Source organism: Marseilla massiliensis (genome assembly GCF_016899855.1).
Lineage (GTDB): Bacteria > Bacteroidota > Bacteroidia > Bacteroidales > Bacteroidaceae > Prevotella.
Map to the genome: position 1 here is coordinate 1 of NZ_JACJJG010000066.1, position 14,769 is coordinate 14,769.

At 37.0% G+C, this 14,769-nt stretch carries 12 protein-coding genes and 1 tRNA gene; all 13 read right to left on the bottom strand.

The genetic code is table 11. The features are described 5' to 3' along the window. Positions 1-61 precede the first annotated feature (61 nt). Positions 62-1,135 (bottom strand): glycosyltransferase, encoded by a 1,074-nt coding sequence (locus H6A34_RS10440; protein ID WP_205105468.1) that lies wholly within the window; start codon positions 1,133-1,135, stop codon positions 62-64. Between the two features lie 6 nt (positions 1,136-1,141). Continuing rightward, complete coding sequence (locus tag H6A34_RS10445; protein WP_205105469.1) at positions 1,142-2,140, bottom strand: DUF6625 family protein; 999 nt, start codon at positions 2,138-2,140, stop codon at positions 1,142-1,144. Further along, positions 2,137-2,970: a glycosyltransferase gene (locus H6A34_RS10450; RefSeq protein ID WP_239480844.1), complete on the bottom strand. Its 834-nt coding sequence runs from the start codon at positions 2,968-2,970 to the stop codon at positions 2,137-2,139. Before H6A34_RS10450 ends, H6A34_RS10445 begins: the two co-directional genes overlap by 4 nt. Then, positions 2,933-4,201: an O-antigen ligase family protein gene (locus H6A34_RS10455; RefSeq protein ID WP_205105471.1), complete on the bottom strand. Its 1,269-nt coding sequence runs from the start codon at positions 4,199-4,201 to the stop codon at positions 2,933-2,935. Before H6A34_RS10455 ends, H6A34_RS10450 begins: the two co-directional genes overlap by 38 nt. Beyond that, a complete protein-coding gene (locus H6A34_RS10460) occupies positions 4,182-5,153 on the bottom strand; it encodes a glycosyltransferase family 2 protein (protein WP_205105472.1) in 972 nt (323 codons plus the stop codon). Before H6A34_RS10460 ends, H6A34_RS10455 begins: the two co-directional genes overlap by 20 nt. 9 nt (positions 5,154-5,162) lie before the next feature. Continuing rightward, entirely contained in the window at positions 5,163-6,275 is a 1,113-nt protein-coding gene (locus H6A34_RS10465; RefSeq protein WP_205105473.1) for a polysaccharide pyruvyl transferase family protein, read from the bottom strand. Between the two features lie 8 nt (positions 6,276-6,283). Further along, positions 6,284-8,719, bottom strand: a complete 2,436-nt coding sequence (locus H6A34_RS10470; RefSeq protein WP_205105474.1) for a GumC family protein — start codon at positions 8,717-8,719, stop codon at positions 6,284-6,286. A 183-nt stretch (positions 8,720-8,902) separates the two neighbouring features. Further along, positions 8,903-9,694 carry a polysaccharide biosynthesis/export family protein gene (locus H6A34_RS10475; protein ID WP_205105475.1) on the bottom strand — a complete coding sequence of 264 codons (792 nt, stop codon included), beginning with the start codon at positions 9,692-9,694 and terminating at the stop codon, positions 8,903-8,905. A gap of 174 nt (positions 9,695-9,868) precedes the next feature. Then, complete coding sequence (locus H6A34_RS10480) at positions 9,869-10,741, bottom strand: phosphoenolpyruvate carboxykinase (ATP) (protein ID WP_205105476.1); 873 nt, start codon at positions 10,739-10,741, stop codon at positions 9,869-9,871. Further along, positions 10,738-11,130, bottom strand: coding sequence for a helix-turn-helix domain-containing protein (locus H6A34_RS10485; RefSeq protein WP_205105477.1), 393 nt, complete (start codon positions 11,128-11,130; stop codon positions 10,738-10,740). The genes H6A34_RS10480 and H6A34_RS10485 overlap by 4 nt, the downstream gene beginning before the upstream one ends. Beyond that, a complete protein-coding gene (locus H6A34_RS10490) occupies positions 11,117-11,833 on the bottom strand; it encodes a hypothetical protein (RefSeq protein ID WP_205105478.1) in 717 nt (238 codons plus the stop codon). The genes H6A34_RS10485 and H6A34_RS10490 overlap by 14 nt, the downstream gene beginning before the upstream one ends. Before the next feature lie 1,092 nt (positions 11,834-12,925). After that, positions 12,926-12,999, bottom strand: a tRNA-Ile gene (locus H6A34_RS10495). A 696-nt stretch (positions 13,000-13,695) separates the two neighbouring features. After that, a partial coding sequence (locus H6A34_RS10500; protein WP_205105479.1) for an ATP-binding protein occupies positions 13,696-14,769 on the bottom strand: 1,074 nt, incomplete at its 5' end.

Here is a 14,769-nt window from a genome sequence, read left to right on the forward strand (position 1 = left end):
GAAGAACGGTCAATGCTCGGAATGTAATGGATTACTTTCATAAATCAACCATGTAATGTTTTTATAAAATACTTAAGGCTGATTCAACCATATTTTGCATAGATAAGTTATTTCTTACATAATTTTTAGCATTTACTCCCATTTTATTTATTTCTGAAATAGAAATATTATTTACTTTATAGATAAAATCATCAACATCATTAAATATTAAACCATTATATCCATTTTTTATATAGCTGTATTCTACGCATTGTTTTATGTTTTCAGAACGTTTAAAGGTAAATATCGGTAAACCATATGCCATTGCTTCTACTATTGATAATCCGACCCATCCCGGTTGGAAGTATACATTAGCCAACGAAAACAAATCATTCTTTATGTTTCTGTCATAAGTTTCACCTATGTCATATACGTTTTTATAATTAGAAAAATCTGGCTTATTATTACCGTCACCGATAATTATAAAAGCATTTTTTTTATTATCTAATTTATTAATAGCATTCAGTAACAAATCAATTCGTCTATATGGAGAATTAAATCGAGCACAAAATAAAAAAATGAATTCTTCCTTTATTCCATATTTTCTTTGTAAATCTGTTCTCGATAGCGGAGAAACATATTTAACAATTTTATCAATTCCAGATATTGTATTATTTAATGAAATAATAGATTTGTGTGGAAATTCTTTTTTCCATAAATCTACCTCTTTATCCGTATAAAGCCATACACCATCAGACATTGAAATCATAAATCTTAATAACCAATTACATTTTTTCTCTTCCGCCAAATATCGTTTGACAGATATTCCATGTCCCCATAAAATAATTTGTTTCCTATGAAAAATCATATTCAACAACAATAATATCCAAGTTGTTATATGTGCAAAATGCAACATGCACACAATAGATGTATATTGTTTGTGCATAAAAACAAACGGTAAATATAATAACACTCCTTTTATCTTTATACAAGGCAGGGTCTTGACTTTATAAGAAGATAAATTAAAATATTCTTTGTTATCCTTATCATAAACGAATACGTCTGTTGGAATATTATTATTTAATCTTGTAAAAAATTCCATTCTATAATGTGGAATTAATGGCTGTAATATTGCAATTCTTTTACTATTTTTCATTGTATGTTATTTAATAATAAAAGGATAAATATCTGGGATTTTCTTATTTTCGCCATTTAGTCGGCTTAAAATCAAATGATAAATATATAAGGGGGATGCTCGTTTTGTAAAATAATTCCAATAAAATTTCTTTTTTGTCCATAATAAAATCTTTTCAGGAGTAATATCTTGATAGTCAATAAATTTATTCGGCGGAATTATTAAATAATGAAAAGTATTTATATTTCTTATATGATTTTTCATTTCTCTGCGTAAAAAATGAACGTAAGCAAATTCTTCTTTAAATAAATTTCCATTAAATAAATAACACCTGTATAAATGTCCATTATTCCACTCAAATATTTGATGTTTATTTTTAAATTCTTCAGCTTGAGAAAAATGTTTACAAACAAAATTATAGCTTTTAACTTTCAAATCTGCAATTAATAAATCCTTATAAACTTTTTTCCCACATGAATCAAATATAAAATTTATACCGACTTCATCAAAAAGGTTGTAATATTTCTTTCTGGCTTTTGAGATACAATCTTTAAAAGTATGGACATTAGGTATAACTTGTAAGAACGTGTCTTTGTTATCTAAAGTATTTTTGAATAACGTAAAATGTCCTCTCCATGATATTTTGTCATATTTTTGAACAATTGCAGGTAGAATAGCTGAATAAATGTTTCCAAATATTAAATCGCAATCGCAAAATCCCCAATATTTATATTTTTCAATTATATCTTGAAAAATAATATGATAAGCAACTTTAAATTTACAAAGATCGTATGGCTTGTCTAATGAAATATCTTTCCCCCATAATTTATATGCAGCATGTTGAATGTCTGAAAAATTACAATATATGACTTTTACATTTGTCGGATATGAATATTTTGTGCAGTCATCTGTAAAAATATACCAATCAATCTGGGAATTGTATTTGCAAGACAATAACCAAAGAGTGAAATAATTATTGAACTTGCCAAAATAAGGAAGTAGGATGCAAATATCATTTTTCATCATTTCAATATTGAATATCTATATTTAAGAATTCGTAAAATCATAAAAAGATCCCTTATTTTAAATAGGACTAAATAATAACATAAATATTTATATAAGCGTTTATTTGCACCATAAAAACCGATACGAGGATTTAAGCCGTATTTTTTACATACGTATAATTGAGATTGTGCTCCAATTATCCATAAACGTTCATTTATTTCTTTACGATGCCTTTCTTTTTTATGAAGAAAATAATATTGGGAAGCATAAATTACGTGATAATTTTTCCTATTAAGCCTTTCTGAAATATCAAATTCTTCTAAATACATAAATATTTTTGTATCAAACATGCCACATTCAATAAACGCATTGCTTTTAAAAAACATAAATGCACCTGAAATAATATGATATTTTTCATTAAAGTTAGAGCAATTTATATTAGATGGAGTAGTAAATTTCTTAAAATAAGATAATTTACTACCTAACTGTCTTATACCAATGCAACCAATATGTTCATCACTTTCATGAAGTTTGATTAAGCTTTTAAATACAGGCTCGACAAATTCAGTGTCATTATTCATAAAAAGGACATAATCACTTTTAAACAGTTTAAATCCTATATTATTAGATGCTCCAAAGCCAGGATTATTAGGATTTTCAACAATTGTTACGTCAGGGTATTTCGATTTTATTCTTGAAATATCCAAAAAAGAAGTTGGAGAATTATCAACTATGACTAATTTTGCCGATTTACCTAAATCATTGTAACGTTTATAAGAATCTATGAATTTTATCAATTCAGAAATTTCAGGCTTATATGTTACAGTTACTACTAACAGTTCGTATTTCATTTTCATTCTTTTTTAGATAAACTGTTTTCAAGCAATATAATGTAAAAAATAAAGCAAATGCCAACGAACCATTGTTTTTAAGTATTGATATTGGTCCAAACAATAAATGTTGGAAAGAACTTACCAACATATAAATTAAAAATATATTATAAGGTGCTTTGGGTAGCAATGCTTTTATTCCAATATAATACATTAAAATGAAAATCACTAAAAATATCAGGAATGCAAATATACCATTACGAGTTCCCATACCCATTACAACAGAATGCATTGGAACCCAATGCTCAATACCTTTGTTTACCCCTGTTTTAGAAGTTTCATTTTTAGAAAATAATTTTGCTTGAATCTTTGCATATTTCAGTCCTTTATCTTTCGCCCATGATCCATGTCCCCATAATGGTTTATCTAAAAAGGCTAAATATGAAACATAAAAATCAGCACGAGCTGAAAATAGCATTAAAAATACATTTCTTGAATTTCCTATACGGGCTAATTGCTCTTGATTTTGTTTGCTTCCCCATTCACCTGAAGCGACTTTGGGCACATATAAAAATGCATAAAACAATTGAAAAGCAACAATAACAACAATTAATAATGGAAAAATCCGCTTCAGACTGAACGTATTATATTTTTCATATATAAAGCATAATAAAGTGCTGAATAAAAGGCTGAAGCCAGAACTTCTTGCTCCTCCTATTATTATTACTAATGAAGCGACCAAAAATATAAGTAAGATAAATTTCTTAATTAATTTTACCTTTGACAAAGATAAATAACAAACTACAAAACTAATTATCGGAGCTAAATAAAATTTGAAATAAGTATCTTCTCCTGTTTCAGAAAATCCAAATTGGTCCCCAAACAAAATAAGTCTTATGATTCCTGCAATAGGTATCCATTTAATTAAAGAAATGTCTTTACATAACTTTTCAAGGAAAAATAAAAAAAGTAATAAAGCCATCACTGTACCGGCAATACCTTTCATTGCATTCGTCAACGTATTACCAATAAAATATTCAGACAGAACTTGGGCTATAATTAATGCAAGAAACAAGCTGCATACAACACGTAAAAAAGGTATTTTTGCACGACGGAACTCTACAAACAAGTATGGGGAATAAAATAATACAAATATTTCCGTCAAAGAGATACTTCCAATGAAATTTATTCTTACTCCCATAAAAATAACAGCAAGAATAAATATTATTTTATTAAACAGCTTTGAATACATTTGTTCTGTTCTTGTATTTTTTATAATTACACCAGATTTTTTTTGTCCAACAGTAAATACCTAAGTAGGAAAGTAACATACGTAGCTTCCATTTTTTTGCACATTTACCCAATAAAATGGTTTGTAAAGATGTTGGCATATAGTCATAAAACTCCTTTTTTGTCAAAACGTTATGATAAAAAGCTCCAGTTTTAATCTGGAAGGCGACTATTTCAATAGTATTATTATATTTATTAGGTAGAAATTTTTTTAATTCTTCAACATATTGTTGCTGCATACGGAACGAATTTATTGTATAATTCTTTGTTATGGAATTTGTATTTTGGCTGCAATAATGGTAAAAGGCTTTATGCAAAAAAGTCACTTTTATATTTAAAAGTAATAGTCTAATAAGTATCAAAACATCCTCACAGAAATTTATATTTTGAATGAATTTAATATTATAATCTTGATATAAAGAATGACGTATTAATTTATTCCACAAGGAGCCGCTCAAATAACCAACAAGTATCTCATTTAAAATATCTAATGAAAAAATTTTATTACTGTTTCTTTGTTGAATATATATGGATTGACCATTATTATCATGAAAGTAATCTGCAATTACCATATCTGCATTAGTCTCAATAATTCTTAAGAACATTTTTTCTAACATCTTTGATTCAGCCCAATCATCTCCGTCAGCATGAATAGAGTATTTACCAATAGCTTTATCAATCCCCATTTGTCTTGCAGATGCTACACCACCGTTCTCTTTATGAAACACTCTTATCCGGGCGTCTTTCTTTGCATACTCATCGCAAATCTCGCCCGAGCGGTCTGTGCTGCCGTCATCAATGAGCAACAATTCAAAATCTGTAAAGGTCTGTGATAAAATACTTTCAATACAACGTGAAAGATATTTCTCTACATTGTAAACAGGGACGATGACTGATATTTGCGGGATATTCATTTTGTATTATTAGTTTAAACTCTCTTTTAGAATTTTTAAAGAGAATCGGATTTTCTCGTTTAATGTATTGTTAAGACTGTCCCAATCTGTTTCCGTGCAATCAATTATGGCAGAATTACTTATCTGTTCTTTTTGTCCTAACCCGAACATGTTAAACAGAGAAATAAAACGCGACAATCCTCTGTCTGCATTACATATTGCGATAAAAGGTTTGTTGAACAGTATTGAAAAGACACAGGCGTGAAATGAATCGGTAATAACTAATTCCGCGTCATAAAGACCACGGATCCATGCTTCAACTGGAGGTTGGATCCGTTTATTTACTTCTATCTCAAAGTTGTAAAAATCTTTGTTTATATAAAAAGGACGCAGACATCTTTCCTTAGCGACTTTTTCTATAAGCTCGCTCTTTTCAGATGAATTATCAAGAACATAACAAAATAGGTTTCCGTCGCTTTTGGGCAGATTCATTGTATCAAACAATCGGATATAATCTTCTTTTGCCAAAAGCATTGTCGGGTCTAATACATGTTCTGCATTTGTCCCGAAATGTTGGCGGCATAAATCAATTCCGGATTTTTCACGCACAGATACGGCATTGAAAGTCTTAATTAATTTTCCGCACTGTTTAGTCTGTTCTTCATTATATTCCCATTCATCTGTGCCGAAAGAAGCTGCGTAAGAAATACGCAGAATATTCCAGTTTTGGGTGAAATCGAGATATGCGTGTTCTATTTCAGAAAAGTATTTTGGTCTCCAGATCTGGTCACTGCCAACTATTATTGCGCTAAAATCGTTTTCTTTTATATCAAAATAGCCGTCAATAATTATTCGCTTGATGTTATCATTTATAAACTTATCTGTATTTTGTCTTACGATAGGCGTCTCGCGGTTTATCTTTTGTTCAAAGAATATTATTGACTGATACCCCATCATTTTCTTTAATATCCGCTTACCGTATGACAGTGGAGCTTTCCATAACGGCATTTTTAATGGTTTTCTGATTTTTTCAATCAGACATGCTTCATGCCCCATACGTTCAAGTACGGTCTGCAGAGCGTATGCTTGAAGTATTCCTCCATAATTGGTATGTAATGGAAGTGTCAGTATTCCTATTCGCATAGTTGCAGTTATTTGCGCTTACGCTCTTTCTCTTTTCCGTACCCATACCCATATCCGTACTTTTTGCCGTAGGCGTATTTGCCGTAACGTCCGTACTTGCCGTAGCCGTAATAATAGCCGTTCTTGCGCTTGTCCATGTCGATGCCGTTGACGAGGGTACACAATACTGGCATCTTTTTATCGTGCTTGAGGTCGTTTATCAGTTCAAAGTCACTTTTGCGGGTGAAGTCGGCACGGCAGATATATACGCAGATGTCGGCGACACGTGAGATTATGCGCGTGTCTGTAACCATGCCTATCGGGGCGCTGTCGATTATGATGTAGTCAAAATGTCGGCGCAGCAGGGCAAAGGCGTCGTCGAGCGACTTGCGGGCCACAAGCTCTGTGGGATTGGGCGGAACCTTTCCTCCGGGCAATACATACAGATTAGGCGACAACTGTGACGGCTGGCACATTGAGAGCAGGTCGTGGGTTTTAGGCGAAGCCAGATATTGCGTGATGCCTTGTGAATCTTTCGGCAGAGAGAATATTCTGTTCAGCGCCGGCTTGCGGATGTCCATGCCTACGATAAGAGTCTTGCGCTCCATAAAGGCGAAACTTACTGCAAGATTGGCCGCCGTGAAGCTCTTGCCTTCACCCGGAGTGGTTGAGGTAAGGAGCACTACCTTTTCGTCTTCCTGCAACATATACTGGATGTTAGTGCGCACGTTGCGGAACACTTCCTCCATCACGCCGTTCTTGTTCTCTGACACGACTATTGTAGAGTCGGTCTTGTCGTGTACCTGCGGGATGTCGCCTATTACGGGGACATCGGTCAGTTTCTCGACATCAGCCCGCCCCTCTATCTTGAAGCGTAATTTCTTGGCGAGCCATATACAGAATATTGGGAACAACAGTCCGACGACGAAAGCCAGCACATAGATGTTGCGGGTGTTGGGGGCTACTATTCCCGCCGCGCGCGGCTCTTCTATGACCCTGCTGTTGTCTGCCGTAGCTGCCAGCGTGATTGCGTTTTCCTCGCGTTTCTGCAGTAGTGTAAGATACAGGTTTGCCTTGATTTCCTGACGGCGTGTGATGTCGGTGAGAGCCTGTTCCTGCCGTGGGGCTTTATTTACGCGCGAGCGGTAGCGGCCGGCCTCAAGGTTGAGGTTGCGGCGTGTTATCTTCAGCGCTTTCTCAACATTGTCTACGGCGGTCACTACGGCGTTGTGTGTGGCGTTTATCGACGCGTCGAGATTTACCACTACGGGGTTGTTGGCTTTCGACGTGCGCAGCAACCGCTTGCGTTCTATCTGCATTTCGTTATATTTCGCTATCACTCCGGCCAAGTCGGCATCGGTCACGCCGATGTCTGAAGGTATCACTTCATGCCGGTTGTCAGGATTGTCGATATACTCGCGCAAGAAGCTCACAAGGCGCAACTGTGAGGCATTCTCGGCACGCTTCTTGTCATACTCTGATGTCTCCTGAAGTGCGAGCTGGGCGTCGGCGCTGAGATCTGTCAGTCCGGCCCGCTGTTTATAGCTTGCCAGTTCGTTTTCCGTAGTGCCAAGTTCGTTGTTGATAATACGTATCCTCTCGTCAATAAATTTTGCCGTGCGGCTTGCCACCTGATTCTTATCTTCATTCGCCTCGGCATTATATAATGTCACCAGCACAGAAAGGAAGTCTTGCCCGCGGCGGATGTCGGTATCGTTGAACGAGAGGCGCACTATCGACGTGAACTCGCTTGTCGGTTCGCCGTGTAGACGCGATTTATAGCTGTCGGCCACGAGCGACGGCGGAGCCACCACCGCATTGAAGCTGCAAGGCGGCAGCGCCTTGTTTTTGGCTGAGGCGGAGGTCAGCGTCAGCGTGCCTACGGGAGTTATGAATATGGCCGGAATTTTCTTAAACTCCTTGCTTACCGTATGGCTGCCGTCCGCTGCCGTGTAACTGGCCGTCACTGACACGGAGCCGTCGCGACGGCTTTCAACTTCAACATTGAGGGCCGACGGCAGGCGTTCGGCCTCATCGGGAGCCATCCATACGTTGACGGGGACATTCTTGTAGGCAGGGATGTCGTATCCGAATTTTCTCTCGTCAAAATATGATATGTAGAGGTTCTGCGACTCTATGACCCTTTTTATCAGGCTGTATGACTGTAGTATCTCTATTTCGTTGTCGAAGTTATTTGCCAGTGACATCGTGCCAAGATCCTGCATCGACGCAAGTGCGGTGGCGGCCGTCGACTTAGTCTTGTCGCCCTGCTTTATCATCACCGTTGAATCGATATTATATACCGGCGCCTGATAGCGCAGATAAATGTATGCTCCCGCTAAAGACAAAACCAGGAAACCGACTATGAACGGCCAACGCAGAAGATAGTCTGCCACGATGGCCTTATAGTCTATCGATTTAGAATCATTTTTGAAAAGTTCTTCGTATAATTGCTCCTCTTTCATCTCACTATAGTTTTAATCTGTCCGTTCTAACGTGAATCTGATTATATTTTTGCGTCATTCTTTTCTTGTCTTGTAAAAGAGCATCTTTCAGGCTGTAAAAGGTCATCTTTTATGATGCGGAACATGACCTTTTGCGCAGTAAAAGACCACATATTACAAAACCGGTTTCAATAGAATAAAGTTTTATCGTACCGACACTATTATCAGCGACGCAATCGTTGCCAACAGGCTTATCCAGCTAATCCAAGACGATGTGTTGTTGTTCATACTATTGGCCTTTACTCTTGCCTTTGTCGGTTTGACGTAAACAACGTCGTTCTGGCGTAGATAGTAATATGGCGATTTTGTCACGTTGGCCTTTGTCAGGTCAAGATGGATTATATGTTTGCTGCCGTCTGCGTCGGTGCGCAATAGTTGCACGTCATCACGTACCGACAGCAGTGTCATGTCGCCGGCAAGTGCCAAAGCCTGAAATATATTGATTTGTTCGTCCTCAACTGAATACGTGCCGGGGTTGTTCACCTCGCCAAGCACGCTGATTTTGAAGTTGGCCACCCTCACGGTTACGTTCGGCACCTCGCTAAGATGAGCTTGCAGTTTATCGCGTATCATAGCCTCGCACTCGCGCGTGGTAAGCCCCGTAACCCGTATTTTGCCCAATACCGGGAAATCAATGTATCCCTTGTTGTCAACAAGGTAGTCAAGCAGCTTGGCATCGTCCATGCCTTGCCCAATGTTGGCTTGGCTCTTGGTTTGGCCAATCTTCCTGTAAAACGGGGCTGACACTTCTGGGTCTGAAGTGCTTACCGTTATCGTCAGCTCGTCTTTCGGCATAACGTGGTATTCAAAAAGATCCATTTTTCCGGTTTCTCCCTGCTGACTGTCATCACTGAAATAGATGGACTTTTCATAAGACGCACATCCTACTACCGACAAAGCCAAAGCAAACAAGATAAAGATGTTTATGCGATTCATAGCAATTTACATGTTGGCATAATCAAGTCAGCGCGTCCTTTTTACGCCGTTCTGTTTCGTTAAATAATTTGTATATTTCATTACAGTCTTGCCGGTGCGCTGATAAACCCGACAATCCTTAATAATTCATTTTTTATATGTTTCAATCAATACGTACATATACGAATGCCCCAGTCAACAACGCCGGCTGAATACAGCATAACTAACGTCGACGGCTTCTTTTTCCGGACGGTTATAAAGCATGCAGATATCAACCTTTCCGGCAATGTATGCCACGGTATCGCTTATTTTCGAAAAGCTCGCAATGTCTGACTTTATAAGCGACGTCATGTCAAGAAGCGCGCAGAAAGCCTTTGTCCCGTCAAGCCTGACGGCCTTGTTCACTCCGGCCTGCCTCATCCTGAATACAGCCTTCAACTTGGCACGCTCGTTGCGATAACAGTCGGTCTTGCCGCTCCACGGAGTACCATATACATAAACATTTCCGTCAGGCATGATTCGCAAGGCCGGCTGGTCGTCATTTAGCAGGCGCGAGCCGTCTACATATCGCAGCCACAGGCGCGAATGAGTGCTTTTGCCTATGCCTGATGGGCCAATGAATACAGCTGCCGACGAATCGACTGCAACACTTGACGCATGAATAAGCACAGTGTCGTAATAAGCTGCGCTGTATATGAAACTAATCATAATGAAATCTTCCAAAGCCATGCAGTCTGTCTCTGTACCGGCTTTGCAGTCAGTCCTTACCGTACGCCAACCATTGTCTGCTTCCATACTATAAGTATTTTCGCTACCGTTAAACCGTAATGTAACCCTGTAAAAGTCTGCCGCCAGCCACAGGCACATCGTCTTGCCGTCAAACGTATTTGTTATCGTCGGCTCTGCGTCAACGTCCGTAATCGTACATCCGCATTTGATATCGCATATAGTTCTTATCTTTGCGTAGCTGTCATCATTAGTAATAAATGGCTCAAGATTGTACATCTGTTGCGGAAGTATGTCCAAGCCGTCAACCCTGATACCCAGTCCTGCAATGTCAAATGTCATAGCCTTTCCTTATATTTTGTCGGTGTTACGCCATATTTTTTTAAGAACAGGCGGTAAAATGTACGCAAGCACCTGAATCCGGAATCAAAAGCCACAGCTTTAATAGGCAAATCAGGATTCTCACGCATCAGCCGCAAGGCGTATTCCAACCGTATGCTGTTGATATATCCGTTAAGGTTTGTTCCCGCATAACGCTGCATCAGCCTTGCCACGCCGTTCTTGTTCATCGGGCATAAACTCATATATGTATCACGCGAGAATGCAGGATTCAGAAAAAGTTTACCGTCCATTATCTCACGTTGAGCCTGCTCAAACAGCGACCGGCCACGACTGTCATCGTCAAAATATCTTTTTTCAATATGCTTCTCTGTCACGTCACAGTTTTTCATGATTGGTTTGAGATGAAACTGCACGCTTCAAGTATGGATTGTCAGCGCTGCCACTTGTACTCGCAAGTCCAAGACGCTGCCTGACATACTCGTCAACGTTCTCAAAACTGTCCTTGTCAATGCTGCTTATGGCCACAGTTAGTCCTCCTATCGAGGTTACAAGACACTTATTACGCGATATTCTGATTATATATCCTTCAAAGCCGGTCAACAGCCCTGACGTTATTCTTATTAAATAATGTCCGTCAGAGTAATAATTTAATGGATGAGGCATAAACCTGATGCGGTTGCGGTTTAAATCAAGCTGTATAAAAGGACGCATAATTTCATCAGGTATTACGGCTGTTGTCTTTGTGCTGCAGTCTTTTGCGAGATATATTCCATGGCAGTTCCGGTTCAAGAACTCTTGTATCTCAACCTTGTCTCCTTGTATGAAAATAAGACCGGATATTGTCGGCTTGTCTTCTTTTCTTACCTGTTTACGTTCTTTTTTATATACCGTTGTTTTATGTATGAACGTCTTAAATTTCTTATTCAATAATCTTTCAATCAAGTTTAATTTTGCATGATGCACAAACAAATAACACCATGACGTAACGCCACTGTCGAGCAAAACCTCCCTCTCCGCAGATTCTTTGTTGTTGTCTGCGTCATAATGTTGCCCCGTGGCTTTAGATTGAATATCTGTACTATACAGTGGCATTGATAATTCAGTCTAATTTATTTTTCCGTATTATACATTTACAATGAATGGAAGTACATATATCTTTAATAAATGTATTATACATAAATCCCTTCGTTTCGTCATAATAGTGATTATTCACTATCACTTGTATCTCTTCGTAAGAGATATGTGTCAATATTTAAAATATTGATTATTAACAAGTTACCTAAATACAATGTGCCAATTTTGCTAAACAAATCACATGATTTGATAAACATTAAAAACACCAATAACAAAAAAATAACTAAGAAAAAGCTGAATATCCAAGAAAATACGTAACTTTGCAAACGAAATTATATCTCTTACGAAGAGATGTCAAAATTCGCGCAACATCCCGTTTCTTGTTTGTGTTTCTTTTTCCCGGATTTAAGTAACTGCGGTTACGTGTTTTCAGTTAAGTTTATTCCTCTTAACTGAGTTCCTTGTTTTGGAGAATCTTTAATCGTTGTATGTCTGATTTTTGTGTTCTTCATATCTAGGATGCCCGATGCAATATTTCCAGAAACTTTATTTCGCAAAGCGAACAGCAATGAAATTGCTCCGATGCGTGGCAGTCGGCAAATAACTTTTGTGGCCACAAAAGTACAACTTGCTTGGCAAATCCTGTAACCGTGACAATATATCAGGAACGTATTTTGCGTTGATTTTACATGTATCCAAACTCCTCAGAACCTATATATATCGATTACATGACCAACAATTCCATGACTTTGCAAACATGAAATTGTACAATCAAATAATCCGAGTTACGCTGTTTCAAATGTTGGAAACATTCAAGCTCAAGAAATGTAAGTATCAGAAATCCGTAATCCGGCAAATCTTATCCCTGTTGTCATGCGTTATTTTAACCTCAGGCTCTTCAATTCTAAGTTATTGGAATATGGTGTTTATTATGTTAATCCCTAAAATAATTGGATGATATTTGACAGCAAGCAAAAATTTCAATTTAATGAAACTTTGCAGGAATTGTAAAGATTGCATTGCATTTCACGAGCATTCGGTGTTCGCATGGTGTTCGCAAATGGCATGAAAAAAGCAGTTACTTGATGCATAACTGCTTGATTTTCAACGTGGGCCATCCAGGGCTTGAACCTGGGACCTCCAGATTATGAGTCTGTTGCTCTAACCAACTGAGCTAAAAGCCAAAGTGTTGTGTATCAACCATTTAACGAACTCTCTTGAGAACTTGTTTATATCTATCAGTCAACAATAAGTCAACATTTGTCCTCTTTGCAAAGATAAGTATAATTGAAGAAAGACACAAACAATGTGTATAATTTATTCTTGTTAAGCCATCATGGACTTCATAGAAAACCGAAGGCAAATGTAGGCAACAATATAATCATCCACTCATGCGGCGTGTGCCTACAACAAACGAAAGAAAAAAGAGATGCAGCTTTTTTACATGGATTTCAGGGTGATACTTATATATGTACCATATTGAAAGAAAAAGTCCTGCATTCTGTTTACCATGAGTTGAATAATGTGCAGGATATTTCTTTTGCTGTTATAATTGATATTGAGGCTTTAATATTACTATCATCCCAGCCAATTACCTTTTAACCAAATATGTTTAAGTTTGTAGTTTCTTTATCACTTCTTTTCGTCTGATGTAGGTTCACGCTGTATGAGTGAATAACATATAATGACCTTAAACGAAATGGATGCAACATTTCAAGATAAAAGTTTAAAACGATGATAAATATCTTCTGCTTATTATATATTCTTTTTCGAAAAAACAGTTAGATTATAAGAAATAGTAAAAATGCAAGTATCTAAGTATCAAATGTTTATGTGTGTATTAACATATTTTTCTTTTTCGGCTCTTTTTTTTTATGCCATCACTTTAGATAATATCGGCTATTAGTACGTGAACCTTCTTTTTCTATTTCTTTGCCAACCATAGCATAAACCATTTTCCTTATATCTTTTATATCAACATCAGGTATTCTACTTGTTATTTCCGAAATTTTACTCATTGGGTGCATATGCAAATCCTCTTTTATTAATGCTTTTAGAATATGAGGCTCAATTGTTTTTAAACTCGTGACAATATTTGATTTTGCATTTCTTAACAGCATGGGATTTATCTGGAAATATGAACCTTTCTTTACTCCGCTTCTTGTTATCAAATGATTTTTATCTAAATTGCCTATATACGGTCTTAGGCGTTCTTCTGCTGTTAATTGTAAAATCTTCGATAAATCCGTAGCAGCAATACGTTTCTCACGCGCAATGATACCAAATGCTATTTTATTCTTTTGTGAAAGTTTGTAATTATGGTCAACATAATCCATAAGCCTTACTACTTCCTTATCGGTTATTTCTGCACTTTGGTATACTGTAACCGTATTAAATGTCGATTCTATCTCTGGTTGATGTTTTGCTTCGATTGCATCCAATTCATAAATCAAATCATAGCCAGACCCTTCTCCTTCCATTACTCCAAGAGCGCAAAGAATTTCAATCATATTGGGATTACGTCTATGCTTGGTGTGAAGAATATTGTCTTTGGTAACTCCTAAAGGGAGACCACCTGGATTAGAGATACAAATATGATCCGGGTACACTTTGATGCTGATGTCGTTTGAAATTGTATTACTTTTATGAGCCAACGAGTTAACCAACAACTCCCTGATTAGGTTTTCATTGTAATAGCGTATTTTCTTTCTGAATAAGCCATCCGGAAACTCATAGCTATAAGTCAATTCAACTGTTTTTGCCATTATGTCTTCCAACAGTTCTTTAGGGTTAAGAGTATTGTCACGCCACTCTAACTTATTTGTTTTATTCTCTAGTTCATCGTAGACAATGTATTCAACCGTTATAGGATAACATATCCGGCTACGCTGTTTCGCTGTTCCAATCCAAAGGATACCTAAGTTTGTCATTTTTAATCCGTCGATAAGATGATA